Annotated in this window: 21 protein-coding genes; 15 read left to right on the top strand and 6 right to left on the bottom strand. The window is 55.4% G+C overall.

Features of this window, described 5'->3' with window-relative positions; genetic code table 11:
* Nucleotides 1-9: 9 nt before the first annotated feature.
* The 4 genes from gsiA to gsiD all read left to right on the top strand — a co-directional run bounded on the left by gsiA (nt 10) and on the right by gsiD (nt 5351).
* Nucleotides 10-1866, top strand: a complete 1857-nt coding sequence (gene gsiA / locus K5Y30_RS05800; protein ID WP_217547131.1) for a glutathione ABC transporter ATP-binding protein GsiA — start codon at nt 10-12, stop codon at nt 1864-1866.
* Nucleotides 1867-1929: 63 nt separating this feature from the next.
* A complete protein-coding gene (gene gsiB / locus K5Y30_RS05795) occupies nt 1930-3465 on the top strand; it encodes a glutathione ABC transporter substrate-binding protein GsiB (protein ID WP_222210678.1) in 1536 nt (511 codons plus the stop codon).
* A gap of 49 nt (nt 3466-3514) precedes the next feature.
* A complete protein-coding gene (gsiC, locus tag K5Y30_RS05790; protein WP_061717203.1) occupies nt 3515-4435 on the top strand; it encodes a glutathione ABC transporter permease GsiC in 921 nt (306 codons plus the stop codon).
* 10 nt (nt 4436-4445) lie between these two features.
* On the top strand, nt 4446-5351 hold the full coding sequence (gsiD, locus tag K5Y30_RS05785) for a glutathione ABC transporter permease GsiD (RefSeq protein WP_222181707.1): 906 nt from the start codon (nt 4446-4448) through the stop codon (nt 5349-5351).
* Between the two features lie 105 nt (nt 5352-5456).
* On the opposite strand, the gene K5Y30_RS05780 is transcribed toward gsiD, so the two are convergent.
* Nucleotides 5457-7118: a methyl-accepting chemotaxis protein gene (locus K5Y30_RS05780; protein ID WP_222210677.1), complete on the bottom strand. Its 1662-nt coding sequence runs from the start codon at nt 7116-7118 to the stop codon at nt 5457-5459.
* A gap of 114 nt (nt 7119-7232) precedes the next feature.
* On the opposite strand from K5Y30_RS05780, the gene K5Y30_RS05775 reads away from it, so the two are divergent.
* Entirely contained in the window at nt 7233-7682 is a 450-nt protein-coding gene (locus tag K5Y30_RS05775) for a DUF4385 domain-containing protein (RefSeq protein WP_101760999.1), read from the top strand.
* Here the strand turns inward: K5Y30_RS05775 and rimO are convergent.
* Nucleotides 7679-9004, bottom strand: coding sequence for a 30S ribosomal protein S12 methylthiotransferase RimO (gene rimO / locus K5Y30_RS05770; protein ID WP_110865820.1), 1326 nt, complete (start codon nt 9002-9004; stop codon nt 7679-7681). The genes K5Y30_RS05775 and rimO overlap by 4 nt on opposite strands.
* Before the next feature lie 315 nt (nt 9005-9319).
* Here rimO and K5Y30_RS05765 point away from each other — a divergent pair, with 315 nt between their 5' ends.
* From K5Y30_RS05765 to K5Y30_RS05755, 3 genes are all read left to right on the top strand, one after another.
* On the top strand, nt 9320-9955 hold the full coding sequence (locus K5Y30_RS05765) for a carbonic anhydrase (RefSeq protein ID WP_101760997.1): 636 nt from the start codon (nt 9320-9322) through the stop codon (nt 9953-9955).
* Nucleotides 9956-10073: 118 nt separating this feature from the next.
* The gene (locus tag K5Y30_RS05760; protein ID WP_222181710.1) at nt 10074-10730 is read left to right on the top strand and encodes a DUF3313 domain-containing protein; all 657 of its coding nucleotides are present in this window, start codon (nt 10074-10076) and stop codon (nt 10728-10730) included.
* A 104-nt stretch (nt 10731-10834) separates the two neighbouring features.
* Nucleotides 10835-11968 carry a PQQ-dependent sugar dehydrogenase gene (locus K5Y30_RS05755; RefSeq protein WP_222210676.1) on the top strand — a complete coding sequence of 378 codons (1134 nt, stop codon included), beginning with the start codon at nt 10835-10837 and terminating at the stop codon, nt 11966-11968.
* Nucleotide 11969: 1 nt separating this feature from the next.
* On the opposite strand, the gene K5Y30_RS05750 is transcribed toward K5Y30_RS05755, so the two are convergent.
* On the bottom strand, nt 11970-12626 hold the full coding sequence (locus K5Y30_RS05750; protein ID WP_222210675.1) for an HAD family phosphatase: 657 nt from the start codon (nt 12624-12626) through the stop codon (nt 11970-11972).
* Between the two features lie 275 nt (nt 12627-12901).
* On the opposite strand from K5Y30_RS05750, the gene K5Y30_RS05745 reads away from it, so the two are divergent.
* The gene (locus tag K5Y30_RS05745) at nt 12902-14107 is read left to right on the top strand and encodes a serine hydrolase (protein ID WP_101760993.1); all 1206 of its coding nucleotides are present in this window, start codon (nt 12902-12904) and stop codon (nt 14105-14107) included.
* Between the two features lie 66 nt (nt 14108-14173).
* Here K5Y30_RS05745 and ybjG read toward each other — a convergent pair whose 3' ends face one another.
* Together ybjG and K5Y30_RS05735 are read right to left on the bottom strand one after the other, a co-directional pair.
* On the bottom strand, nt 14174-14779 hold the full coding sequence (gene ybjG, locus K5Y30_RS05740; protein ID WP_101760992.1) for an undecaprenyl-diphosphate phosphatase: 606 nt from the start codon (nt 14777-14779) through the stop codon (nt 14174-14176).
* A 361-nt stretch (nt 14780-15140) separates the two neighbouring features.
* Nucleotides 15141-16829 carry an aspartate:alanine antiporter gene (locus K5Y30_RS05735; protein WP_101760991.1) on the bottom strand — a complete coding sequence of 563 codons (1689 nt, stop codon included), beginning with the start codon at nt 16827-16829 and terminating at the stop codon, nt 15141-15143.
* A 254-nt stretch (nt 16830-17083) separates the two neighbouring features.
* Here K5Y30_RS05735 and ybjM point away from each other — a divergent pair, with 254 nt between their 5' ends.
* Nucleotides 17084-17455, top strand: coding sequence for an inner membrane protein YbjM (gene ybjM, locus K5Y30_RS05730; RefSeq protein ID WP_222210674.1), 372 nt, complete (start codon nt 17084-17086; stop codon nt 17453-17455).
* 33 nt (nt 17456-17488) lie between these two features.
* Here the strand turns inward: ybjM and K5Y30_RS05725 are convergent, their stop codons facing one another.
* A complete protein-coding gene (locus K5Y30_RS05725) occupies nt 17489-17752 on the bottom strand; it encodes a GrxA family glutaredoxin (RefSeq protein ID WP_222181713.1) in 264 nt (87 codons plus the stop codon).
* A 181-nt stretch (nt 17753-17933) separates the two neighbouring features.
* On the opposite strand from K5Y30_RS05725, the gene K5Y30_RS05720 reads away from it, so the two are divergent.
* From K5Y30_RS05720 to potF, 5 genes are all read left to right on the top strand, one after another.
* Entirely contained in the window at nt 17934-18185 is a 252-nt protein-coding gene (locus K5Y30_RS05720; protein WP_222210673.1) for a DUF1418 family protein, read from the top strand.
* Between the two features lie 16 nt (nt 18186-18201).
* Nucleotides 18202-18924: an oxygen-insensitive NADPH nitroreductase gene (nfsA, locus tag K5Y30_RS05715; RefSeq protein ID WP_101760988.1), complete on the top strand. Its 723-nt coding sequence runs from the start codon at nt 18202-18204 to the stop codon at nt 18922-18924.
* Nucleotides 18925-18941: 17 nt separating this feature from the next.
* A complete protein-coding gene (gene rimK / locus K5Y30_RS05710; protein WP_137385472.1) occupies nt 18942-19844 on the top strand; it encodes a 30S ribosomal protein S6--L-glutamate ligase in 903 nt (300 codons plus the stop codon).
* A gap of 87 nt (nt 19845-19931) precedes the next feature.
* Nucleotides 19932-20411, top strand: a complete 480-nt coding sequence (locus K5Y30_RS05705; RefSeq protein ID WP_008102469.1) for a YbjN domain-containing protein — start codon at nt 19932-19934, stop codon at nt 20409-20411.
* Nucleotides 20412-20783: 372 nt separating this feature from the next.
* Nucleotides 20784-21893, top strand: coding sequence for a spermidine/putrescine ABC transporter substrate-binding protein PotF (gene potF / locus K5Y30_RS05700; RefSeq protein ID WP_222210672.1), 1110 nt, complete (start codon nt 20784-20786; stop codon nt 21891-21893).
* Nucleotides 21894-21983 lie beyond the last annotated feature (90 nt).

Here is a 21983-nt window from a genome sequence, read left to right as displayed (position 1 = left end):
GGAGCAGGCATGACGGACCAACAGCTGCAGTTTGCGCCGGAGCAGGTTCTGGCGGTGCGCGATCTTAACGTGCGCTTTGAGCATGAAGGTCGCATTACCGAAGCGGTACGCAACCTGTCGCTCGACCTGCATCGCGGTGAAACCCTGGCGCTGGTGGGCGAATCGGGCTCGGGCAAATCCGTCACCTCGCTGGCGCTGATGCGCTTGATTCAGCAGGCCGGCGGCGAAGTGAGCGGAGATATCCAGCTGCGGCGTCGCAATGGCGAGGTGCTGGATGTGATGCGCGCGTCGAACGGTCAGATGCGCAAAGTGCGCGGCGCCGATATGGCGATGATCTTTCAGGAGCCGATGACCTCGCTCAACCCGGTGTTCACCGTCGGCGAGCAGATTGCGGAATCCATCCGTCTGCATCAGGGCAAAAGTCACCAACAGGCGCTGGCGGAAGCGCGGCGCATGCTCGATCTGGTGCGCATTCCCGAAGCGCAAAATGTGTTATCACGCTATCCGCATCAACTCTCGGGCGGCATGCGACAGCGCGTAATGATTGCCATGGCGCTGTCGTGCAAACCGGCGCTGCTGATTGCCGACGAACCTACCACCGCACTCGACGTCACTATTCAGGCGCAAATTCTGCAGTTGATCCGCGTGCTGCAAAAAGAGATGCAGATGGGGGTGATTTTCATCACCCATGATATGGGCGTAGTGGCGGAGATGGCCGATCGCGTGCAGGTGATGTATCGCGGCGATGTGGTAGAGCGCGCGTCGGTGCAGCAGCTGTTTGCCGACCCGCAGCAGCCCTATACCCGCGCGTTGCTGGCGGCGGTGCCCAAACTGGGGGCGATGCACGGCCAGCCGCTACCGGCTAAATTTCCCTTATTGCATAGCAACGGACGTGAAGAACTGGCCGCACCGCAGGACACGGTACGTCACGATCGACCGCCGATTTTGCAGGTGCGCGATTTAGTCACGCGCTTTGATATTCGCGGCGGTTTGCTCAATCGCGTTAAACGCCGCGTGCACGCGGTCGAGAAAGTCAGTTTCGATCTCCATGCCGGTGAAACGCTGGCGCTTGTGGGGGAATCCGGCTGCGGAAAATCCACTACCGGGCGTTCGCTGCTGCGGCTGGTAGCCAGCCAGGGCGGCACCATTACTTTTGACGGCCAACGCATCGATGCGCTGCAGGGCAATGCGCTGGCGTCGCTGCGTCGCGATATCCAGTTTATCTTCCAGGATCCCTACGCCTCGCTCGATCCGCGTTTGACCGTGGGTTTTTCGATCATGGAACCGCTGCTGGTGCACAAAACGCTGGATCGCCGTCAGGCGGAGAAGCGCGTTGCCTGGCTGCTTGAGCGCGTCGGCCTGCTACCGGAACATGCGCAGCGTTATCCGCACGAATTTTCCGGCGGCCAGCGCCAGCGCATCTGCATTGCGCGCGCGCTGGCGCTCAATCCCAAAGTGGTGATCGCCGATGAATCGGTGTCGGCGCTGGATGTGTCGATTCAGGCGCAAATCATCAACCTGATGCTCGATTTGCAGCGTGAATTTGGTATCGCTTTCTTATTTATCTCGCACGATATGGCGGTGGTGGAACGCATCAGCCATCGCGTGGCGGTGATGTATCTCGGACAAATTGTGGAAATGGGGCCGCGTCAGGCGGTATTTGAGCAGCCGCGCCATCCCTACACCAAAAAACTGATGGCCGCGGTGCCGGTGGCCGATCCGGCCCATCGGCATCGTGAGCGGGCGCTGATGGTGGATGAGATCCCCAGCCCGATTCGCCCGCTGGGCGATGAGCCAGAAGTGGCGCCTTTACTGGAAGTGGCACCGGGCCATTTTGTCGCCCGGCACGCAATTAGCGGCGCCTGAGCAGCAAACAACCGCACATCTTTGGATGTCGCGCATGACAGGGATTACAGGAGAACGATAACGATGCACCATATTATGCGAAAAGGGGTTATCACTGCCGGTTTGTTGAGTTCGGCGCTGGCGCTGCCCGCGTGGGCGGCGAAAGATGCGGTGATTGCGGTGGCCTCGACTTTTACTACACTCGATCCGTATGACGCTAACGATACGCTGTCGCAGGCGGTGGCGAAGTCCTTCTATCAGGGCTTGTTCGGCTTCGATAAAGACATGAAGCTGACCAACGTGCTGGCGGAAAGTTATCAGGCGAGCAGCGACGGCCTGACGTACACCATCAAGCTGCGCGCCGGCGTGAAATTCCAGGATGGCACCGACTTCAATGCCGAAGCGGTGAAGGTGAACCTTGATCGTGCCAGCAATCCGGATAACCATCTCAAACGCTATAACCTGTTCAAATATATCGCCACCACCGAAGTGGTCGATCCGAGCACAGTGAAAATCACCCTGAAGCAGCCGTTCTCGGCCTTCATCAACAACCTCGCGCATCCGGCGGCGGTGATGATCTCGCCGACCGCGCTGAAGAAATATGGCAAGGATATCGGCTTCCATCCGGTGGGAACCGGCCCGTTTGCCTTTGATACCTGGAACCAGACCGACTTTGTGAAAGTGAAGAAGTGGGATGGCTACTGGAAAAAAGGCTATCCGAAGCTGGATAGCATTACCTGGCGTCCGGTGGTGGACAACAACACCCGCGCGGCGATGCTGCAAACGGGCGAAGCGAGCTTTGCGTTCCCGGTGCCGTTCGAGCAGGCCAAACTGCTGGAAGGCAACAGCAAGCTCGATGTGGTCACCACGCCGTCAATCATGCAGCGCTACATCAGCCTCAACGTGACGCAAAAGCCGTTTGATAACCCGAAGGTGCGTGAAGCGCTGGAATACGCCATCAACCGTCAGGCACTGGCGAAAGTCGCCTTTGCCGGTTATGCCACGCCAGCCACCGGCATCGTGCCGCCAAGCATCGACTTTGCGCAGAGCTATCCGGCAATCAAATATGATCCGGCCAAAGCGCGCGAACTGCTGAAAGAAGCGGGCTTACCGAACGGTTTCGAAACCACGTTGTGGTCTTCGCACAACCACAGCACCGCGCAGAAAGTGCTGCAGTTCACCCAGCAGCAGCTGGCGCAGGTGGGCGTGAAGGTGAAAGTGACGGCGATGGATGCCGGTCAGCGTGCGGCTGAAGTAGAGAGCAAAGGGCAGAAAGAGAGCGGTGTACGCATGTTCTACACCGGCTGGTCCGCCTCGACCGGTGAAGCTGATTGGGCGCTGACGCCGCTGTTCGCCACCACTTCATGGCCGCCTGCAATCTTCAACACCGCGTTCTACAGCAATCCGCAGGTGGATAAAGATCTCGCCGATGCGCTGAAAACCACCGATCGCGACCAGAAAGCCAAACTGTACAAAGACGCGCAGGATCGCATCTGGAACGACCATCCGTGGATCCCGCTGGTGGTGGAACAACTGCTGTCAGCCAACAATAAAAACCTCAGCGGTTTTTATGTCATGCCCGATACCTCATTCAATTTTGATGAGGCCGATCTGAAGTAACAGACGCGGCCAGCCTTAGCGGGCTGGCCGATGCTGCGCAGGACTTCGCATGCTCAACTATTTTCTCAAACGATTACTGGGACTGATTCCCACGCTGCTGATTGTGGCGGTGCTGGTGTTCCTCTTCGTCCATTTGCTGCCAGGCGATCCGGCGCGCCTGATTGCCGGCCCGGAAGCGGATGCCTCGGTGGTGGCGCTGGTGCGTCAGGATCTCGGCCTGGATCAGCCGCTGATCAAGCAGTTCTGGCACTTTATGATTAATGCGGTGCAGGGCGATTTCGGCCATTCGCTGGTCTCGAAACGTCCGGTGATTGATGAAATTGCCGCGCGCTTTTTCCCGACGCTGTGGCTGACACTCAGCAGCATGGTGTGGGCGGTGATTTTCGGTATGGCGATTGGCATCACCTCAGCGGTGTGGCGCAATCGCTGGCCGGATCGCATCGGCATGACGCTGGCGGTGTCGGGCATCTCGTTCCCGGCGTTTGCGCTTGGCATGTTGCTGATGCAGGTGTTTTCTGTCGAGCTCGGCTGGTTGCCGACCGTTGGCGCGGATAGCTGGAAACACTACATTTTGCCATCGATCACCTTGGGTGCGGCGGTGGCGGCGGTGATGGCGCGCTTCACCCGCGCGTCGTTCGTGGAGGTGATGCAGGAAGATTACATGCGCACCGCGCGCGCCAAAGGGGTGCGCGAATCGCTGGTGGTGGTGAAACACGGTCTGCGTAACGCGATGATCCCGGTGGTCACCATGATGGGATTGCAGTTTGGTTTCCTGCTCGGCGGCTCGATTGTGGTGGAAGTGGTGTTCAACTGGCCAGGCTTAGGCCGCTTGCTGGTGGATTCGGTGGAGATGCGCGATTACCCGGTGATTCAGGCCGAAGTGCTGCTGTTCTCGCTGGAATTCATCCTGATTAACCTGATTGTTGATGTGCTGTACGCGGCAATCAACCCGGCAATTCGCTACAAGTAAGGAGTTGCAATTGAAGAACTGGCGACGAGCCACGGCATTGAAAACCCTGCCGACTATCACGGAAAACCGGGTACGCACGCCGTGGCGCGAATTCTGGCGGCGCTTTCGCCGTCAGCATGTGGCGCTGCTGGCCGGACTGTTTGTGCTGCTGCTGATTGTGGTGGCGTTTATCGCGCCGCTGATTGCGCCATTTGATGCGGAAAACTATTTCGATTACGACCGGCTAAACGAAGGGCCGTCGCTGATGCACTGGTTTGGCGTTGACTCGCTGGGGCGCGATATCTTCAGCCGTGTGCTGGTGGGCACGCGCATCTCGCTGATTGCGGGTTTCTTCTCGGTGGCGATTGGCGCACTGATCGGCACGGTTTTAGGTCTGCTCGCGGGCTATTACGAAGGCTGGTGGGATCGCATCACCATGCGTATCTGCGATGTGCTGTTCGCGTTCCCCGGCATTCTGCTGGCGATTGCGGTGGTGGCGATCATGGGCAGCGGTATGAGCAACGTGATTGTCGCGGTGGCGATCTTTAGCATTCCAGCGTTTGCCCGTTTGGTGCGTGGCAATACGCTGGTGCTGAAACATCAAACCTATATTGAGTCGGCACGCAGTATTGGTGCGTCGGACTGGACCATTATTATGCGTCACATCCTGCCCGGCACGGTGTCGTCGATTGTGGTCTATTTCACCATGCGTATTGGTACCTCGATTATCACGGCGGCGAGTTTGTCCTTTCTTGGCCTGGGCGCGCAGCCGCCAACGCCGGAGTGGGGCGCGATGCTCAATGAAGCGCGCGCCGATATGGTAATTGCGCCGCATGTCGCCATCTTCCCTAGCCTGGCGATTTTCCTCACCGTGCTGGCGTTTAACCTGCTGGGTGATGGTTTGCGTGATGCGCTTGATCCGAAATTGAAGACCTGATGCTGGTCCGGTCGCCATAAATGGCGACCCTACAAAAACGCGCTCTCGATCATTCGTAGGGTCGCCATTCATGGCGACCTTTCCAATAACCGCACCATCCCGCCCTTAAAACGTTTCCCAATTGTCATTACTGTGCGCGGCGGCAGGCTGCGCGCGGGTTGGCCTCATCACCGGTTTCACCACTTTCGCCACCGGCGCAGCGGCCTGGCGCGTGCCGGTTTTGAAGCGGGCTACCGCAGAAGAGAGGCTGCTGGCCTGCTGCTCCAGCGACGCTGAGGCGTTAGCCGATTCCTGCACCAGCGTGGCGTTCTGCTGCGTGACGCGATCCATCTCGTTCACCGCCTGACCAATCTGGTCGATGCCGCGGCTCTGCTCATCGGACGCTGAAGCAATCTCGCCCATGATATCGGTGACGCGGGTAACAGCGCTGACGATTTCCTGCATGGTTTCACCGGCGCTGCTCACCTGCTGCGAACCGGTGTTGACACGCTGCACGGAATTCTCAATCAGCAGTTTGATCTCTTTCGCCGCCTGAGCGCTGCGCTGTGCCAGATTGCGCACTTCACCCGCTACCACGGCAAAACCGCGTCCTTGTTCACCGGCGCGCGCCGCTTCAACTGCCGCGTTGAGCGCGAGGATGTTGGTCTGGAAGGCGATGCCATCAATCACGCTGGTGATATCGGCGATTTTCTTCGAGCTGTCGGCGATATCGCGCATGGTTTTCACCACACCATCCACCACATTGCCGCCTTTATCAGCGGTTTCCGAAGCGGTTTTCGCCAGCTGCGTGGCCTGACGCGCGTTATCGGCGTTCTGTTTCACCGTGGCGGTCAGCTGTTCCATACTGGCGGCGGTCTCTTCCAGCGATGCCGCTTGCTGCTCGGTGCGTGAAGAGAGATCGTTATTGCCGCTGGCAATCTCGCTGGCGCTACCAAAAATCGCATCCGCACTATCACGCACATTGTTGATGGTGCTGAGCAGCGACTGCTGCATATGGTTGAGGCTGGCGGCAATCGATGCCATTTCACTGCGGCCTTCCACCTGCAAACGGGCGGAGAGATCGCCGTCGGCGAAGCGCTCCATCTGCTGCTGCACCTGCTTCATCGGTGCCAGCAGGATGCGACGCACCAGAATCCACACCGCAACCAGCAACAGCACCACAACTATCGCCATCACGGCGACCAACACCAGCATGTGCTGATAGTTATTATCATATTCCGCATTGCGCTCGGCCAGCAGCTGCACGTTGTGCTCGCGCCATTGCTTGTACGCGACTTCCAGATCGTCCTGCGCCTGCTGGGCGTCAAGGTTGCCATAGGCGGCGTAATCATTGGCTTTCAGGAACGCTGCCGACTGTTTCAGTAATTCTGCGAAGGCAGCAAATTTAGCGTCGACTACACTGGCTGAATCAGCGCTTTGTCCGGCAATGCGCGGCATGCTCTGGTAGAGGTCATAATGTTGCTTTGCTTCATCCAGTGACGCACCCGCGCTGATCAGCAGTTTGTTGATGGCGGCGACGGACGCTTCATCCGTTTGTTTTTTCAGGATACGAATGGCGACGCGGTTAATGATTACGCGCGTTTTCACCAGCGTTTGCCAACCGTCGGCCAGCTCACGCTGCTGATGTGAAAGCTGATTACTGGTGGTGAAATTATGCTGTCCGGTAATCAGTGATGATAAAAACAGCGAGCCGGAAATCGCCTGCATCGCGGTGAAAACCACCAATATCATCATGATGGCTGTCACAATTTTCATTCGTTTAAACATAGGTGCGTCTCTGAGGAAGTAGGCTGATATCCAGGTTATCGGTATAAAAGCAAATCGCTTAAGTGCCAGCAGGAAATAATTACGTCACGGGACGATGAGAGGCGGGAAAAACAGATGAAAGCGTTTAACTACGAGCAGGATTTCAAGCACATCAATTTTCGCCAGCAGCCTGAGCTGTATCAGGTGGGGCGCGGCGAGCAGGGCGTGCTGATGGTCGAGCCCTATAAAAGTGAGATTCTGCCGCACTGGCGTTTTCGCACCGTCGAGCTGGCAAAAGAATCTTCACAGCAGATTATGCAGCTGTTTGAGGCATATCGCGCGCAGGACGATTTTGTCGGTATGGATATGGCGCGCAAATATATTCAGATGGGTTATACGCGTGCACGCCGCTACAGTAATCATCAGGGCGGGCGTAAATATGACGAGGCAGGCAACGAACTGCCGCGTACCACAGAAAAAGAAAAGGCCGCTGCGGCGGCCGTTTTCAAAGCGTGCTGGGATAAACTGCGCGCGGATACTGACTATCTGGCGCGCAAGCGTGCGCACCAGCAGAAGTATGGTTAAACGCGCGTGCCCCACAGATCGTATTCATCGGCGTGTTCCACTTTAACGCGGACCACGTCGCCGACTTTCACCTGACGATCGCCGTTCAGATAAACCGCGCCATCGATTTCCGGGGCGTCAGCCATGCTGCGTCCCACCGCGCCTTCTTCGTCCACTTCATCAATCAGCACCAGCACTTCGCGGCCGATTTTCTCCTGCAGACGTTCGCTGGAGATCTTCTGCTGCAGCTGCATGAAGCGATCAAACCGATCCTGCTTCACGTCGTCCGGTACCTGATCCGGCAGCTGGTTAGCAGTTGCGCCATCTACCGGGCTGTACTGGAAGCAGCCAACGCGATCGAGGCGCGCTTCCCGCAGGAAGTCGAGCAGCATCTGGAAATCTTCTTCGGTTTCACCGGGGAAACCGACGATAAAGGTTGAACGCAGCGTCAGCTCGGGACAGATTTCACGCCAGCGCTTAATGCGCTCCAGCGTACGCTCTACCGCGCCGGGACGCTTCATCAGCTTGAGGATGCGCGGGCTGGCGTGCTGCAGCGGAATATCGAGGTACGGCAGAATCTTGCCTTCGGCCATCAGCGGGATCACATCATCCACATGCGGATAAGGATAAACGTAGTGCAGACGCACCCACACACCGAGTTTGGCTAACTGCTCGCACAGGCTCACCATGCTGGTTTTCACCGGCGATCCGTTCCAGAAACCGGTGCGATGTTTAACATCCACGCCGTAAGCGGAGGTGTCTTGTGAGATTACCAGCAGCTCTTTCACGCCCGCTTCGACCAGACGTTTAGCTTCGTCGAGCACCGAACCGATTGGGCGGCTATCAAGATCGCCACGCATCGATGGAATGATGCAGAAGGTGCAGCGATGGTTGCAGCCTTCGGAAATTTTCAGGTAAGCGTAATGGCGCGGCGTCAGTTTGACGCCTTGCTCTGGCACTAAACTCAGGAACGGATTGTGTTCTGGCTTAGGCACATAAGTGTGCACGTGCGACAGCACCTGCTCGTAGCTGTGCGGGCCAGTGATCTCCAGCACTTTCGGATGCACTTCGCGGATCTGATCCACTTTGGCACCGAGGCAACCGGTGACAATCACTTTGCCGTTTTCATTCAGCGCTTCACCAATCGCTTCCAGAGATTCCTGTACGGCGCTGTCAATAAATCCACAGGTGTTAACGATGACGATCTCCGCATCATCGTAGCGTGGCACCACGTCATAGCCTTCAGTACGCAGCTCCGTCAGGATGCGTTCAGAGTCGACGAGGTTTTTCGGACAGCCGAGGGAGACGAACCCCACGCGCGGTGGATTTTTGACATGGCTCATAAGGATAAAAATTCATCATAATTAGTGTGGATAGGGGGGCGATTGTACAGAGGTTGCCGGGGAAAATGTATAGGCTGTGTAAGAATCTCCTTATGGGGTAACTAATGCATGATGATTGTGCTTAACTCTGTTGGCGGTGCGGCTCACTCGCTGGCGCAATGGCCCTCTGTGGCGATCCGAGTTGTGTAAGCTGGCGCCTTTTGCTTAAATGTTGGGTCGGTGAAGGTAAGTTGTTATCTTCGCTGAAAATTTCAAATCGCACTGATAGTGAATCCTCACTGCCAGGGCAGAAGTGGATAATGTGAGAGCAGACATATGCAAGAGATCGTCAAAGGTTTTCTGAATTTTCAACAGAATGTGTTCCCTGAAAGGAAGGATCTTTTCAAAAGTTTGGCATCCAACCAAAATCCCAAAGCCCTGTTTATCTCCTGCTCAGACAGCCGTCTGGTGCCAGAGCTGGTGACGCAGTCGGAGCCGGGTCAGCTGTTCGTGATCCGAAACGCCGGTAATATCGTGCCACCGTTTGGTCCAGAGCCGGGCGGCGTGTCCGCAACCATTGAGTACGCGGTTGTCGCTTTGGGCGTGACCGAAATTATTATTTGTGGTCACTCTAACTGCGGTGCCATGAACGCCATTGCTTCCAATGCCGATCTCGAAACCATGCCCGCGGTCGATCACTGGTTGCACTACGCCAACGCGGCGAAAGCGGTGGTGGAAGAGCGTAACTACGATTCCGTTGAGAAGCGTCTCAACGAAATGGTGAAAGAGAACGTGATTGCGCAGCTGAACAATATCAAAACACACCCTTCCGTAGCGGTAGCGCTGCGTAAAGGCAAAATTCGCCTGCATGGATGGGTTTATGATATTGAGAGTGGCGGAATCATTGCCCTGACCAAAGGCGGTGAATCCTTTATTTCGCTGTCGGAAAACCCGGAAACCTGCTTTGAGTAATTCCGCCTAACCACCTGCATTGCAGGTGGTTTTTCCTCGCATTTCACGAATATTTCTCTCCGCGCTGATAACCAACTTCTACACTTGAGAAGCAATTACCTCTGATAAGGGCTCTCTCATGCGATTTCCCCTTTGTGTTCCCGTGTTAACGCTGGCGCTGCTGGCCGCGGGTTGTACCTCTCATGTGGCCGACAAAAAACAATATTCCGGTTTTCTCGGTGATTACAGCCAGCTGCAATCGGCCCAATCACCCAGCGGCAAACCAACGCTGCGCTGGATTTCTCCTGACTATCATGATGCCGATTATCGAAGCGTGGTTTACACGCCGCTGGTCTACTATCCGGCAGCGCATCCAACCGCGCGTATTACGCAACAAACGCTGGATGAGGTGCGCAGCTACACCGATAGCCAGCTGAAGCGGGCAATATCTGAACGCAAACCGCTGGTGACCACCAAAGGCCCGCATACGCTGCTGGTGAAGGCGGCGATTACCGCGGTCTCCGCAGAAAACGAAGGCGTGCAGTTCTACGAAGTGGTGCCAATTGCCGCCGTCGTCGCCAGCACCATGGCGGCGACCGGACATCGTACGCAAGAGAGCGCGCTGTTCCTCGAAGTGGAAGCGGTGGATGCGCAAACCGGCAAGCCGCTGATCAAAGTGGTGCGCAAAGCCTTTGGTAAAACCTTACCGAACAACAGCACGCCAATTACCCTCACCGATCTGCGCCCAGGGATTGATGAGATGGTGCGCGATGCGGTGGCGTTCTCCGCGCCGTGAACCTGTGCCCGGCCGCGTGCCGGGCTTAATGTTTTGTAAATCCTGCACATCCTTTGTCACGCGCTGACTACGCTTTACGGCAGACCGTGATAAAGGAGAATGCCATGCGTTTACTGCCCGCCGCGCTGCTGTTTGGCGCTTTAAGCACGTCCTTACCGTTATTCGCTGCCGATGTGCAGGTTCAGGTGCTTCAGGACAAGATCGACCATCCGTGGTCCGTGGCTTTTCTGCCCGACAATCAAACGTTGTTGATCACTGAACGATCCGGCCAGCTGCGCAGTTGGCAGCCGGGTAAAGGCTTGTCGCCACCGATCGGCGGGGTGCCGAAGGTGTGGGCGAATCGTCAGGGTGGCTTGCTGGATGTGGTGCTGGCACCGGACTTCGCCGAAAGCCGCCGCGTGTGGCTCAGCTACACCACCGCCGATGCCAGCGGTCGGGCGGGTGGCGTGGTGGGTTATGGTCGCCTGAGCAATGACAACCGTCAGCTGAGTGACTTTAAAGTGGTGCTGGAGCAAACGCCGAAGCTGTCGGGCGGCGCCAATATCGGCACGCGACTGGCATTTGATCGTCAGGGCTTTCTCTATATCGCCTTCGGTGACAACTTCGCCAGCAGCAGCGCGCAACAGCTGGATAAACTCTCCGGAAAAATCGTGCGTCTGACCAAAGACGGTGAAATTCCACCGGACAATCCGTTTGTCGATCGTCAAGGCGCGCGCGCGGAAATCTGGTCCTACGGCATGCGCAATCCACAAGGGCTGGCGCTCAATCCGTGGACGCAGCAAATGTGGGAAAGCGAACACGGCCCGCGCGGTGGTGATGAGGTCAACATCCCCGAGAAGGGCAAAAATTACGGCTGGCCGCTGGCGACGCACGGCATTGATTACAGCGGGCAGAAAGTGCCGGAAGCGAAGGGCAGTGAAGTCGAAGGCACCGAGCAACCGCTGCATTTCTGGAAAGTCTCGCCGGCCATCAGCGGCATGGCGTTCTATAACAGCGCGCGTTTCCCGCAGTGGAAAAATTCACTGTTTATTGGTGCGCTGAAAGAGAAGAGTTTGATTCGCTTGCAGGTTAACGGCGAGAAAGTGGTGGAGGAGCAGAGATTGCTGGAAAATCGTGGTGAGCGTATTCGAGATGTGCGGCAAGGCCCGGATGGTTATCTGTACGTGCTAACCGATGAATCCAACGGCAAGCTGCTGAAAGTGGGGCTGCCAGACACAGCCAGCGCCCCACGCGGTTAAATTAGCGTGCCCAGTTACACACTTCCCATCCGCGCTGTTGTGCTTCCTGCAGCAGCAGCGGATTGGGATTGACCACCCACGCATGATCGGCATGTGCCAGCAGCGGTAAATCATTCATCGAATCGCTGTAAGCCCAGGTGCGTTCAAAGCGTTGATCTTGCTGTAACGCTTTCCAGTCACTGAGGCGTGTCACTTTACCTTCGCGATAGGTCATGGTGCCGTAGGTTTGTCCGCTGTAGCGTTCATCCACCACTTCCACGCCTATCGCCAGCGCGCCGTGTACACCAAGGCGTTCGGCGATGGGCACCGCAAGATGATCGCCGCTGGCGGTGATGATCATTACCGTGTCGCCGCGCTGCTGGTGCCACTTAATACGCTCGCGGGCGGCAGGGAACACGCGCGGCATGATGTCGCGATGGATAAAGCGGCGTACCCAGCCTTCAACGGTCATCGTAGCCATGCCGGCGAGTGGCGCCAGCGTGGTGTTCATATACTCTTCAATGGATAACGTACCGGTGTGATATTGCTCCATCAGGATTTTCTCCTGCTGGATGATCTCTTCGGGGGCAAAGCCCTGTGAAACCAACCAGTGCAGCCAAAGGCTGGTGCTGTCTTCACAAATCAGGGTTTCGTCCAAATCGAAAATGGCTAAGTCCATCGCGGCTCTCCTCAGGCTGACTGAGTTCAGGTTAGCGGAAATTTGTGACTGGCTTAACCGTTCTGCGAAAAATCGGAATTACACGCAAATTTTTTCGGGAGTCAGATGGGCAAAAGTGGCGGCGCTGCACGCTTGGTGCCAGGGTTACTCTAATAAACTCTATAAAACTTTACGATTGGACGGTTTTTTTCGCTGGCCTGAACCGTTAGCGTGAGGCAAGACATGTCTTGCCTGCAAGAAAACCGAGATTTAACAAGGACAATCTGGTCACGCTCATGAGAAAAAACACCTTCGCTTCTGTCTGGCGGCCGTTGGCTGCGTCTTCACTTCTTTTACTCTTTATCCCCGCAGCTACCCTGGCTGAACAGGCACCTGCGGCACCGCAAATTGACGCCAAAGCCTGGATTTTAATGGACTACAACAGCGGCAAAGTGTTGGCGGAATCCAATGCCGATCAACGCCTCGATCCCGCCAGTTTGACCAAAATGATGACCAGCTATGTGGTCGGCCAGGCGCTGAAATCGGGCAAGATTCACAACGATGACATGGTTACCATTGGCCAGGATGCGTGGGCAACCGGCAATCCCAAGCTGCGCGGCTCATCGCTGATGTTCCTTAAACCCGGCGATCGCATTCCGGTCTCTGAGCTGAATAAAGGTGTGGTGATTCAATCCGGCAACGATGCCTGTATCGCGCTGGCTGATTATGTCGCGGGCAGCCAGGATTCGTTTATCGGGTTGATGAACAACTACGTCAAAGCCTTTGGCCTGCAAAACACCCACTTTATGACGGTACACGGCCTGGACGCCGAAGGGCAGTACAGCACCGCGCGTGATATGGCGATTATCGGCCAGCGCCTGATTAGCGATGTGCCGGAAGAGTATGCGATCAACAGTGAAAAAGAGTTCACCTTCAATAAGATTAAGCAGATGAACCGCAACCGTCTGCTGTGGAGCACCAATCTCAAGGTGGATGGCATTAAAACCGGTCATACCTCCGGCGCGGGTAACAATCTGGTGGCGTCGGCAACCGAAGGCGATATGCGGCTGATTTCCGTGGTGCTCGGTGCGGCGACCGATGCCACGCGTTTCCGCGAAAGTGAGAAGTTGCTGACGTGGGGCTTCCGCTTCTATGAAACCGTGACGCCGATTAAGGCCGATAAACCGTTTGCGCAGCAGCGCGTTTGGTTTGGCGATCGCAGCCAGGTCAATCTTGGCGTCGCAAAAGACGCCGCGATCACCGTGCCAAAAGGGCAGATGAAAAACCTCAAGGCCAGCTTTACCCTGAATTCACCGCAGCTGGAAGCGCCGCTGGAGAAGAATCAGGTGGTGGGCACTATCGATTTCCAGCTGGATGGCAAAACCATTGAGCAACGTCCGCTGGTGACGATGGAAGCGGTGCCGGAAGGTGGCTTTGTTGGCCGCATTTGGGATTTCATCATGATGAAATTCCACGGCTGGTTCGGGAAGTGGTTTAGTTGAGACAAAAACGGTGCGCTTGATGCGCACCGTTTTTTACAGGCTCGTCATTAATGGCGACCCCATCTCTTACTCACGAATCCACCCTTTCTTAATCGGCATGGCGAACAGCGCGCGATACACCTGATGCGTAAACGCCAGCATGCGTTCGCCATACAGCTGCCACGCCATGTGCGACGCCAGACAACCCAGCAAGCCAACCAGGAATCCGCCCAGCATATCCAGCGGCCAGTGCACGCCAAGATAGACGCGTGACCAGGCGATGGCGCTGCCTATCACCAGCAACACCACACCTGACCAAAGTCGATGCCAGAAGATAAATGCCAGCGCAAAGGTGAAAATGGTGGTGCCGTGATCGCTCGGATAGGAATCATCAGGTCGGTGTGACAGTAACTGATGGCCAAAACCAATAGCGAACGGACGCGGATGCGGCAGCAGCTGCCCGACGCACCACGAAATGCTCAGCGCATACAACAGCGCCATGCCGGTTTTTAGCACCAGCTCGCGTTGAGACTGCACCTGATCGCGCGGTCCCCACAGCCACAGCGCCACAATCAGCAACGGTACGATGGCTATCACATCTTTGGCGATAAAGGTCGCCAGAGTGATCAGCCACTGCGGTGAATCCTCTGTGGCGTTGATCCATAAAAAGAGCGTGTGGTTCAATGCTTCCATCACGATTCCTTGTCCTCGTCTTGTTTACCCGAAAAACAGCAGAGCAAAATTGCCTGCAAAATAAAGCTGATAGCCTAGAAGCGTCCGAACCAGTAATAAATAGTCGCGCTCTTAATCTTATCGCGGGTTGTTGGAGTGTTTAACTTTGATGAAAGTTGCATGAAGATTTAAAAAATCGACGTCAGAGTGGCAGGATGGAATTTTTGTCTGAGAAGAACCTTAAGCGGCAGAATGGCAGCCATAAAAAAACCCGCAAGTCAGTGACCGGCGGGCTCCACAATTTGGGGATTTCAAAGAAAAGCAGTGGCACTTATTCAGACTGCGACCCCAGAAGAAAGTTCTGGACAGCGCAAAAATATTTTTATAAAGGCAAAAGCGGCCAGATTATCACGATCAGGGTACCGGCCAGCGTCAGCAAAACATTCGCGATCGCATACGTTCCTGCATAGCCCAAGGCTGGAATGCTGCTGCGCGCGGTATCGCTGATGATCTCCATCGCTGGCGCACAGGTACGCGCGCCCATGATGGCACCAAACAGCAGCGCGCGGTTCATACGCAGCACGTAAGCGCCGAACAGATAGCAAATCACCACCGGCAGCAAACTCACCAGCAAGCCACTCAGCAGCATCAACGCGCCGGCGCTGCCGAAACCGTGCTGCAAGCCGCTGCCCGCGCTCAGACCTACGCCCGCCATAAACACCATCAGGCCAAACTCTTTCACCATCGTTAGCGCACCCTGCGGGATATAGCCAAACGTAGGATGGTTAGCGCGCATAAAGCCCAGCATGATGCCTGCGAACAACAGTCCAGCGGCGTTACCGATGCCGAAGCTGAAATTGCTGAACTGGAAGGTGATCATCCCGACCATCAAGCCGACGATAAAAAAGGCGCAGAAGGCCAGCAGATCGGTGATTTGGCTGTGAATGGCGATAAAGCCAATGCGATCAGCCAGGCTTTTCACGCGACGCGCTTCGCCGCTTACCTGCAGCACATCGCCTTTGTTTAGCATAATGCTGTCATCGATCGGCATTTCGATTTGGCTGCGAATCACCCGGTTGAGGAAGCAGCCGTGATCGGTCAGTTTGAGATGACTCAGGCGCTTGTTCACCGCGTTGTGATTTTTCACCACAATCTCTTCGGTGACGATGCGCATATCCAGCAGGTCACGGTCGAACACCTCTTTGCCGTTACGGAAGCTGGGATCAAGACGCGCGTGCGCATCGGGATAGCCCACCAGCGAGATATCGTCGCCCAGCTGCAGCATCGCGTCACCGTCCGGGCTAGCGAGAATACCGTTACGGCGCAAACGCTCGATGTAGCAGCCGGTCTGGCGATGAATACCCAGCTCGCGCAGGTTTTTACCGCCGCTCCACTCCACCAGTTCCGGACCCACGCGATACGCGCGGATCACCGGCAGAAACACTTTGCGCTGGCTATCGGCGTCGAGGCCGCGCTCGCGCGCGATTTGCTGCGCGCAGGTCGGCAGATCCTGATGCTGCAGGCGCGGCAGATAGCGGGCGCCAAAAATCAGGCTGACTAAACCTACCAGATAGGTGAGGGCATATCCGAGGCTGAGGTTATCCTGCATCAAAGTGAGCTGATGGCTGTCGCTAATGCTTTGCCGCAACGTATCGCCAGCACCTACCAGCACCGGCGTTGAGGTCATTGAACCGGCCAACATGCCCGCGGTTAAACCAATATCCCAGCCGAATACTTTGCCGAGCGTCAGGGCGATTAACAGCGCGCTGACCACCATGACAATCGCCAGAAAGAAGTAGTTTTTACCGTCGCGGAAAAATATCGAGAAAAAGTTAGGCCCGGCTTCCACGCCAACACAAAAAATAAACAACATAAAGCCAAGACTTAATGCGTCAGTATTAATGGCGAAATGCTGTTGACCTAAAATCAACGAAACCACCAGGACTCCAATGGAATTACCGAGTTGGACCGAACCGAGGCGTAATTTACCTAAGCAGAGTCCGAGGGCTAAAACGACAAATAATAACAGAACGTCATTTCCGCTTAACAATTCTGCGACGTTAATGTTCACGGTTTAACTTCTTCTTAACCTGTAACCAGTTGATGAGAGGGACTTTTTTCGCTATCTTGTGCCGAACGTTAAGGTTCCTGCAACAAAAGCGTTCAAGCCGAAATCTAAAGCGGCGTCATTCTAATCATAATTAACACCCTCAGCTATCGGCAGTTTTCATTCCTTTCGCCTCCAGCTGTTTCTTTTTATTTCCAGTCGTGCGCATCAGGGCAGTAAAAGTTTCATAATTGTTAACGTCAAAGTTGAGGATAATTATGTTGCAGCGCAATAATCGCTGGCCAGCATCCATTCTGGGCGTGATGCTTTATACGCTGGTGTTTATTTATGCACATCATTTCTGGTCCGCTGCCAGTGAACAAGCCGTACGCGGACAGCCAGAATTACTGCTGTTTTTACTGCCGGGATGTTTGATGGCGCTACTGCAGCCGCAAAGTCCGCTTATCAGCACCTTGTGGGTCGCGCTAGGCGGTACGCTGCTGGGTATGATGTGGTTAATGCTGGCGGTGCCAATGACGCACAGCGGCTTGTTGATTGTGGCCTGGAGTTTGAGTGCGCTGTTTTGGGCGGGCTGTGGTGCGCTGCTGGTGCGCTTGCTGCGGATTATGCTGGCGATGCGAGCCGAATAGTACCTGCAAAAACGGGCCCGCAGGCCCGTTCTCTTAGGCTTCGATACCCAGGTTTTCTTTGGTCCAGGCAGCGAATTCGGTGTAACCACCGATGTGCTGATCGTCGAGGAAAATCTGCGGCACGGTTGTCACCGGCTTGCCGGCACGGGCTTCCAGATCGGCTTTAGTAATGCCGGTGGCCTGAATATCCACGTACTGATAGTTAAAATCGTCGCGCTCGCTGGTCAGCTTAGCCGCCAACTCTTTCGCACGTACGCAGTAAGGGCAGCCAGAACGGCCAAAAATCACTGCAATCATTGCTTCTCTCCTTCCGCTGCTGTTTTGTGACTAGAATCACATCACAGCGTGAATAATGCGTCACATCATGCCCGCCCATCCTGCTTAAAGGAAGAAGAATATACCTGTTACTCTAATACTTACCGCCTATACATTGGGTAAAATGCGGCTAACGCTGAAAGAACAATCAAGGAACCATCGCATGCGTAATCTCGCCACATTACCCAAACCCGTGTTGCTACTCGAAGTGCTCGGCGTGCTTGCCGTCATTGGCGCCTTGTTGCTTACCAACGATTGGGTGAGCGCACCTGATTTTATCGCCCAAAAGCCGCTGGCGACGCTGCTGTTTTTTCTTGGCATCGCGCTGATGCTGCCTGCGGCATGGATGATGATGTGGCGCACGGCGAAGGCGATGGCCCCGCAATTGTTCAATCATTCCAACAAAAAGAAGTAACCACCGGAGAGAATTTATGACGCCGACTATCGATTTACTGTGCAGCCACCGTTCCATTCGCGCTTTTACCGAACAGGGCATTGACGAGGCGCAACGCAGCGCCATCATTGCAGCGGCACAAGCGGCTTCGACCTCCAGCTTTTTACAGTGCTCCTCAATTATTCGTATCACCGATCCCGCTAAGCGCGAGCAGCTGGTCCAGCTGACCGGCGGCCAGCCTTGGGTCAGCGCAGCGGCGGAGTTTTGGGTGTTCTGCGCGGATTTCAATCGTCATCAACAGATCTGCCCGGATGCGCAACTGGGGCGTGCTGAACAGCTGCTGCTCGGTTGCGTTGATACCGCGCTGATGGCGCAAAATGCCATGGTGGCGGCGGAATCGCTGGGCCTTGGCGGCGTATTTATTGGCGGGATTCGCAACAGCATAGCTGAAGTGACCGAGCTGCTTGAACTGCCGAAGTTTGTGCTGCCGCTGTTCGGCTTCTGCATCGGCCATCCGGCTGATACACCCGATGTTAAACCCCGCATGCCGCACGCGATGCTGGTACATGAAAACCGCTATCATGCAGTCGATAAAAATCTGTTGGCGCAATACGATGAGCAAATTACCGCCTATTATCAGCAGCGTGATAGCAACCAGCGTTCCGAAACCTGGAGTCAGCTGATTCAGCGTCTGATTATTAAAGAAACGCGTCCCTTCATACTGGATTACCTGCATCAGCAGGGCTGGGCGACGCGCTAAGCACAAGGAACTCTGTAATGAAAATGGCCATTCTCACTCGCGATGGATCGATCTATTCGTGTAAGCGTCTGCGCGACGCCGCGGAGGAGCGTGGCCATCAAGTGCAGATGATCGATCCGCTCTCCTGCTACATGAACATCAATTCCGATTCGCCTGCGGTGCACTATCGCGGCGAGGCGCTGGGGCATTTTGATGCGGTGATCCCGCGCATCGGCACCGCTACCACTTTTTACGGCACCGCGGTGCTGCGTCAGTTCGAAGTGCGCGGCAGCTATCCACTCAATGAATCGGTGGCCATTACCCGCGCGCGCGACAAACTGCGTTCGCTGCAGCTGCTGGCGCGTGAGGGCATTGATATGCCGATCACCGGTTTTGCTTCTTCGCCGGATGATACTGATGATTTGATCGCGATGGTGGGCGGTGCGCCGCTGGTGGTGAAACTGGTGGAGGGCACACAGGGCATCGGTGTGGTGCTGGCGGAAACGCGGCAGGCAGCGGAGAGCGTGATTGACGCTTTTCGTGGCCTCAATGCCCATATTCTGGTGCAGGAGTTCATCAAGGAAGCGCAAGGACGCGATATTCGCTGCCTGGTGATTGGCAATGAAGTGGTGGCAGCGATTGAGCGCGAGGCGAAAGAGGGCGATTTTCGCTCCAATCTGCATCGCGGCGGCAAAGCGCGTGCGGTGGAGATCACTGAACAGGAGCGCGAAATCGCGGTGAAAGCCGCCAGTACGCTGGGGCTGGAAGTGGCCGGTGTGGATATCCTGCGCGCCCAGCGTGGTCCGCTGGTTATGGAAGTGAACGCCTCGCCGGGACTGGAAGGGATTGAGGGCATTACCGGTTTAGATATCGCCACCATGATGATCACGTGGATTGAGCAGCACGCTTGTCCCGGCTATCGTCCTAAAACCGGCGGCTAACCGGCGCTTTTCAGCGGTTTTCGTGGCATCCAGATCGGTTTTTCCGTAAGCTAAGGCGCTTATTTCTTCACCCCACAGGATATTACGATGGATTCACTGGTCGTTCCGGACATTGACGTGCTGCGTCGCTGGCTGGATCAACAAAATATCACCTGGTTCGAATGCGATGCCTGTCAGGCACTGCACCTGCCGCACATGCAGAATTTTGACGGGGTGTTTGATGCAAAAATTGACCTGGTGGATAACGTTATCCTCTTCTCCGCGCTGGCAGAAGTAAAACCTACGGCGCTGATTCCGCTGGTGGGCGATCTCTCGCAGATCAATGCCAGTTCGCTAACGATTAAAGCCTTTGTTGATATTCAGGACGACAATCTGCCGAAGCTGATTGTCTGCCAGTCGATCAGTACCAGCGCCGGATTAACCTTCGGGCAGTTCTCCCACTTTATGAAGCAGAGTGAAGAGGGCGTTTCTATGGTAATCATGGAAGCCTTTGCTAACCACCTGCTGGTGGTTGAAGAAGAAGAGGAGCGACAGCCGAGCTCCAGCAGCCACGCGATGCTGCACTGAGTTCCCCGCCTCGCTAACTGCCGCTTTTTGCGGCAGTTTTCATTTTTGCCCCACCACTTTTTATTCTGCACTTTGCCCTTTATTGCCAGATATTAGTCGTGCTTTATGCCACTAGTGCCAAACCCCATAGCAGAAACATGCATAACTCATCGCAAAAAGGCGTTTTTTAAGCTGAGATCTGGTGAAGGTGGTGCGGGGGGGCTATTCTTGCGGGGCTGCTTGAGACGTGCAACCTCAGCGCAGGTATAGGTTTTTGCTATTAAACTCCCGCTGAATATTGATTCATTGTGTGCCTGTGATTTAACAGAAAACGCAACGTCCGGATCGCCGTGTATGCAGCGTTGTGATGACCCGCTCAGGAGGAAGTAAAACATGTTCAACCAACGTAAAACATGGTTGTCAGGTGTGGTTGCTGGTGCATTGATGGCTGCGGCCGGCGGTGTGCAGGCCGAAGGCAGTACGGTACATGTGTATAACTGGTCCGATTATATCGCGGCGGATACCGTGCCCAACTTCGAAAAGCAGACCGGCGATAAAGTGGTGTATGACGTCTTTGATTCCAACGAAGTGTTGGAAGGCAAACTGATGGCCGGTAGCACCGGTTATGACGTGGTGGTGCCGTCATCGAGCTTCCTCGCGCGTCAGCTGCAATCCGGCGTGTTCCAGGAGCTGGATAAGAGCAAGCTGCCGAACTACAAAAACCTCGATCCCGATCTGATGGCGAAAGTGGCTCAGCACGATCCGGGTAACAAATACGCCATTCCTTATCTGTGGGGCACCACCGGCATCGGCTATAACGTCGATAAAGTGAAAGCCGCACTGGGCAAAGATGTGCCGCTGGATAGCTGGGATCTGGTGCTGAAACCGGAAAATCTGGAAAAACTGAAAGGCTGCGGGGTGTCCTTCCTTGATGCGCCGGAAGAGATTTTCGCCACCGTACTGAACTACCTTGGCAAAGATCCAAACAGCTCTGACGCGAAAGATTACTCTGGCGCAGCCACTGATTTGCTGCTGAAACTGCGCCCGAACATCCGTTACTTCCATTCGTCGCAGTACATTAACGACCTGGCGAACGGCAACATCTGCGTGGCGATTGGCTGGTCGGGCGATATCCTGCAGGCAAAAGATCGTGCGGACAAAGCCAACAACGGCGTGCATCTTGGCTATATCGTGCCGAAGCAGGGCGCACTGGCATTCTTCGACATGTTTGCGATTCCAAAAGACGCGAAAAATGTGGAAGGCGCCTACCAATTCCTTAACTACATGATGGATCCAAAAGTCATCGCTGATGTTTCCAACAACATGAACTATGCCAACGGTAACAAAGCCTCGCTGCCGCTGATCAATGCGGACGTGCGTAACAATCCGGGCATCTTCCCAACGCCGGATGCCATGGCCAAATTGTTTGTGCTCAAGGTCCAGGATCCGAAACTGGATCGTGTGCGTACCCGTGCATGGACTAAAGTAAAAAGTGGTAAGTAATTCGTTCTGAACGATTATTGCCTGAAGACGACAGCAGAGGCGCAGTAATGGCCTCTGTTGTGCCATTTTTAGCGGCTGGCTGTGCCGCGC

Source organism: Pantoea sp. DY-5, assembly GCF_019795955.1.
In the GTDB taxonomy this organism is placed as follows: domain Bacteria; phylum Pseudomonadota; class Gammaproteobacteria; order Enterobacterales; family Enterobacteriaceae; genus Pantoea; species Pantoea leporis.
The sequence above is the reverse complement of the archived record's forward strand: the minus strand, read 5'-3'. Positions and strand labels throughout refer to the sequence as shown.

Coding starts and splice junctions, on each gene's coding strand:
- K5Y30_RS05750 (WP_222210675.1), bottom strand. CDS start 12,626: ATGGACTTAGCCATTTTCGATTTGGACGAAACCCTGATTTGTGAAGAC.
- rimK (WP_137385472.1), top strand. CDS start 18,942: ATGAAAATGGCCATTCTCACTCGCGATGGATCGATCTATTCGTGTAAG.
- ybjM (WP_222210674.1), top strand. CDS start 17,084: ATGTTGCAGCGCAATAATCGCTGGCCAGCATCCATTCTGGGCGTGATG.
- gsiB (WP_222210678.1), top strand. CDS start 1,930: ATGCACCATATTATGCGAAAAGGGGTTATCACTGCCGGTTTGTTGAGT.
- gsiC (WP_061717203.1), top strand. CDS start 3,515: ATGCTCAACTATTTTCTCAAACGATTACTGGGACTGATTCCCACGCTG.
- nfsA (WP_101760988.1), top strand. CDS start 18,202: ATGACGCCGACTATCGATTTACTGTGCAGCCACCGTTCCATTCGCGCT.
- K5Y30_RS05745 (WP_101760993.1), top strand. CDS start 12,902: ATGAGAAAAAACACCTTCGCTTCTGTCTGGCGGCCGTTGGCTGCGTCT.
- ybjG (WP_101760992.1), bottom strand. CDS start 14,779: ATGGAAGCATTGAACCACACGCTCTTTTTATGGATCAACGCCACAGAG.
- K5Y30_RS05755 (WP_222210676.1), top strand. CDS start 10,835: ATGCGTTTACTGCCCGCCGCGCTGCTGTTTGGCGCTTTAAGCACGTCC.
- rimO (WP_110865820.1), bottom strand. CDS start 9,004: ATGAGCCATGTCAAAAATCCACCGCGCGTGGGGTTCGTCTCCCTCGGC.
- K5Y30_RS05760 (WP_222181710.1), top strand. CDS start 10,074: ATGCGATTTCCCCTTTGTGTTCCCGTGTTAACGCTGGCGCTGCTGGCC.
- K5Y30_RS05720 (WP_222210673.1), top strand. CDS start 17,934: ATGCGTAATCTCGCCACATTACCCAAACCCGTGTTGCTACTCGAAGTG.
- K5Y30_RS05705 (WP_008102469.1), top strand. CDS start 19,932: ATGGATTCACTGGTCGTTCCGGACATTGACGTGCTGCGTCGCTGGCTG.
- K5Y30_RS05765 (WP_101760997.1), top strand. CDS start 9,320: ATGCAAGAGATCGTCAAAGGTTTTCTGAATTTTCAACAGAATGTGTTC.
- K5Y30_RS05775 (WP_101760999.1), top strand. CDS start 7,233: ATGAAAGCGTTTAACTACGAGCAGGATTTCAAGCACATCAATTTTCGC.
- gsiA (WP_217547131.1), top strand. CDS start 10: ATGACGGACCAACAGCTGCAGTTTGCGCCGGAGCAGGTTCTGGCGGTG.
- K5Y30_RS05780 (WP_222210677.1), bottom strand. CDS start 7,118: ATGTTTAAACGAATGAAAATTGTGACAGCCATCATGATGATATTGGTG.
- potF (WP_222210672.1), top strand. CDS start 20,784: ATGTTCAACCAACGTAAAACATGGTTGTCAGGTGTGGTTGCTGGTGCA.
- K5Y30_RS05725 (WP_222181713.1), bottom strand. CDS start 17,752: ATGATTGCAGTGATTTTTGGCCGTTCTGGCTGCCCTTACTGCGTACGT.